The following is a 3,713-nucleotide window of genomic DNA, read 5'->3' as shown; positions in this document are numbered from 1 at the left end:
GGTTACCATGGACATTCACAGGATATTTCGCCTTGAAGGATCAATTAACAGCAAGAGTGGGCTATCAAAGATCCATTGCACAAACTTGGATTCATTTGATCCATATTTGGAAGCATGTCTTTTGGGAGATGATGCCGTTGATATCATTGCAGACTGTCCGGTGCAAATCAGACTCAAAAACAAGAAATTTGGACCATATCATACCGAGAGAGTCTCTTTGCCAAAATATGCAGCAGTCTACATGTTGTGCAAAGGCCTAGGAAATGCAGTCTGACAAGCTTCTTTTGACTTATTAATGGTATTTTGGAAAAGAAATCAGGTAGACATTAATTTGACACAAAGGAAGGTAGCTTGATTTTGTACAACTCATCGACCCAATCCAGCCCGCCTCCGCGTGATGCAGGAAGATATGTCAAAATTGGTGTTGCTGCCCTAATTGCAATTGTAATCTTTGTCCTGACAAGCAACCAGGCAGTTGTATTGTATATGAACTCGCAAGAGTTTGGCACTTTATTTACAAAACCATTATACTTTTCACTTGTCTCTGCTCTAGTTCTTGCCGCTATTACGCTGATTCGGGTGAACATAAAAAATCGCTCATCAATGGCATGGTACGGACTAAACGTTGTCCTGACATTTTTCAAGCGAGGAAATAATTATTCTGTAACAGAAAACATTCCAAGCTTCAAGGAATACAAGCTAAGTGTTCCAAACTTTATCATCTGGCAAATAACAAAGGTCGTTCTCTTTGGTGCATTCTTTGCAAATCTAATGTTTGGGTTTGCACTTGTCTACTTGCTTGATGGCCACGACCTGAGTGTTAACAGCATATGGAAGATATTCTCACTCCCATTTGTCACACCGCCTACTGATCCGTCATATGCTGCAACTCATGTAGTGCCAATGATTCCATCGCTGACAATTATTGTTCCGCCAATGCTTGCTGTGATTGGCCTAAGGCTTGTACTCTATGTGGGGCTGCACAATATCATAGGGCTTGTTACTAGATATCTACAAGATGCTGCAAAGGGCAAGCCAAAGTTTCTAGATTATGTATCTACAATTGAGGCAATAATTGGAATTGGAATAATCTGGGCTGGAGTAAACATGTTCTTTACAAACCAGATTGATTACAATACAAAATATGCAATAGGCGGTACACTTGCTGCAGGATTTGCATTAATTGGATTTTATTTTGTTGACAAGTTCAAGTCTCGAGTCATCATATTACCTTCAAAGCGTGACATCTACATTCGCGTACTTACTTTGATTGTAATTGCACTCATTGCAGGTTCCATAATGATGGTAAACAACAGCATCGCAGATGCAAGAAAGATAGAATTTCTTGGTCCATACAAGGCAGAGCAGATAGGTGTAAACCGTTACCTTGGACAACTNAGTCCTGTTTCTCCAGGAGACATTCCAAATTATGTGGCACAAAATAATGATCTGCTAAGCAAGGTTCGAGTCTGGGACTGGGATGCAGCATTTGCAAAACTAAAGCCAGAGATTGGTCTTATACCATATGTAAATTTTGAAAATAACGACATACTACGATTCAATGATACGCTGTACTGGTCTGCATCGATGAAGCCTGTACTGCCTGATTCAGTTACACAAGAAAACACGTGGTATAATCAGCATCTTGTATACACTCACGTTGACAATGGTTTTCTTACACTTAATGCTCAGAACGGAACAATTGTTGACAGCAGCAAATTCTTCCAGCAACGAATGATATACTATGGTGAGGGTGGTCTGTTTTCAGACACATGGGCAGCCTATCCTCAGAACAGGCAGACTACGGCAGAACTTAACAATGCGACATACAATGGAAGCGGAGGAATTGATGTCAAGCCTCCAATCAGCCAACTCTTTGAGCCAAACTTTTTCTTGTCCTATCCAACTGAGCCAATTCACATCATAAGATACAGAGATGTCCATGACAGAATGCAATTACTTTATCCATACTTCCAGTATGACTTGCAAGGAAAACAACTAGACATTCTTCCAGTAAGTGATGGCAAGAACACATACTGGCTTGTACCANATGTCCATGACAGAATGCAATTGCTTTATCCATATTTCCAATATGACTTGCTTGGAAAACAGCTAGATATTCTTCCAGTCAGTGATGGCAAGAAAACATATTGGCTTGTACCGNGGTGACTCTAATCAAGACAGGTGATGACTTTTTCACAGACATGTTTGCAAATCAGTATGGTGATCAGTTCATTGACATGCCACAATGGCTTAGCAAACAACTTCGATATCCAGAAGCTCTCTTTAACTGGAGAGTTGAGATGTTCAACATTTACCACGTGACAGATACTTCAACATTCATACAGGCAAAGGACTTTTACGAAGTACCACAAAATCTTGGAACTTATTATGTGGAAGAGAAACCACCTGGATTTGACAAGCCCACATATGTTGGAATACTTTCCCTTGAACTACGAGGCTCTCAAGGGCGAAACTTGGCAGGATACATGATAGTACAAAATGATGTTTCAAGCTTTGGCAAGATGCAGTTCTATCAAGTACCGCTTGATTCCAAGACAAAACTTCTAGGTCCATCTGCAGTACAAGAAGCGTTAGCAAGGGAATCCGACTTTGCACAGCTGCAAACTCTGTTGCGAACACCTAGAANTCTATCAGGTACCGCTTGATTCCAAGACAAAACTTCTAGGACCAACTGCAGTACGCGAAGCGTTAGCAAGGGAATCAGACTTTGCTCAGCTGCAAACTCTACTGCGAACTCCTAGAGTAGGAGATAACATTCTGTACAAGATAGGAGATCAAGATGTTTACTTTATTCCTGTTTATACCGCAGGCTCTGGTGGAGTGGTAACACAACTTGGTACCATTGCAGCAGNTTGGCAAAGGTAAGCGGCGTTGCACCAGCCAATGTCACTGCAGCATTACAACTAGATGAAACAACTAGAGTATCAACAGTAAGNGTTTGCTACTTACTTGGCAAAGGTCAGTGGTGTTGCACCAGTCAATGTCACTACGGCATTACAACTAGATGAAACATCCAGAGTATCAACAGTAAAANTTTGCTACTTACTTGGCAAAGGTCAGTGGCGTTGCACCATCTAACGTCACTACAGCATTACAACTAGATGAATCAACTAGGATGAATACCGTAAAAACAATACTTACTGATCAAAAAATTACAGTACTTACTCCAATAGCTATCCAGTTCCCGCTTACATTTGAGGAAGGCAAGGTGTCCTTTACACAACAGTCTGATCTGGACAAGACAAAGAGTCTCATATCAGAATTTGTGAAAAACTTTGTCCAACCCAAAGACAGAGTATTATTCTGGCAAGACAACGGCACGGTAAAACTTGGAGCCGTATCGGTAAATGATGNCAAAGAGTCTCATATCAGAATTTGTGAAAAACTTTGTCCAGCCTAAAGACAGGGTGTTATTCTGGCAGGACAACGGCACGGTAAAGATTGGAGCCGTATCAGTAGAGGATAGCGTACCAGAACTGCACTATATTACCATAGGTGTACGATAGTTTGCTGCTAGTTGTAGACAATGGCTCTGTCTACACCCAGTCACTTTTGGACTGTATAAAAAATCTTGATGTAACATTTGAGCGCCATGCATTCTCTGATGTATCATCACTAGATCTTGGAAAATATTCATCTATCATACTATCAGGAAGGCGAAAAAACAATTCTGAGATGAACATGATAAA

4 pseudogenes are annotated in these 3,713 nt (G+C 40.8%); all 4 read left to right on the top strand.

Annotation, left to right across the window (positions count from 1 at the left end):
• Window positions 1-274 (top strand): annotated as a pseudogene (locus tag DYY66_RS10210) (DNA primase); the annotation flags it as partial.
• A gap of 1,930 nt (window positions 275-2,204) precedes the next feature.
• Window positions 2,205-2,649: pseudogene (locus tag DYY66_RS10200) on the top strand (UPF0182 family protein); the annotation flags it as partial.
• A 1-nt stretch (window position 2,650) separates the two neighbouring features.
• Window positions 2,651-2,875: pseudogene (locus DYY66_RS16525) on the top strand (hypothetical protein); the annotation flags it as partial.
• 656 nt (window positions 2,876-3,531) lie between these two features.
• A pseudogene (locus tag DYY66_RS10185) lies at window positions 3,532-3,713 on the top strand (glutamine amidotransferase); the annotation flags it as partial.

The organism is Candidatus Nitrosotalea sp. FS (assembly GCF_011319475.1).
In the GTDB taxonomy this organism is placed as follows: domain Archaea; phylum Thermoproteota; class Nitrososphaeria; order Nitrososphaerales; family Nitrosopumilaceae; genus Nitrosotalea.
The sequence above is the reverse complement of the archived record's forward strand: the minus strand, read 5'-3'. Positions and strand labels throughout refer to the sequence as shown.